We start from the raw sequence: 247 nt of genomic DNA on the forward strand, positions 1-247 counted from the left end.
CGTGAAGCTCGGGCTCGACTCGGTCGGATGGCTCTCGACGGATGCCCTCGCAAAGGTGTCGGTGATCGTCGTGGGCGTGTGGGCCGCGACGGGCTGGCACGCGGTGCTCTATACGGCGTACCTGCAGTCGATCCCCGCCGAATACTACGAAGTGGCGAAGATCGATGGCGCGACATCCCGGCAGCAGTTCTTCGGCATCACTCTGCCGCTGCTCACCCCGGCGATGGTCATCAGCACCTTCCTGCTG

1 protein-coding gene is annotated in these 247 nt (G+C 64.8%); it reads left to right on the top strand.

Annotation, left to right across the window (positions count from 1 at the left end):
* On the top strand, nt 1-247 hold a 247-nt coding region (locus tag SB754_RS22195; RefSeq protein WP_410784448.1), incomplete at both ends, for a carbohydrate ABC transporter permease.

The sequence above is a fragment of the Leifsonia sp. SIMBA_070 genome (assembly GCF_046534635.1).
GTDB lineage: Bacteria > Actinomycetota > Actinomycetes > Actinomycetales > Microbacteriaceae > Leifsonia.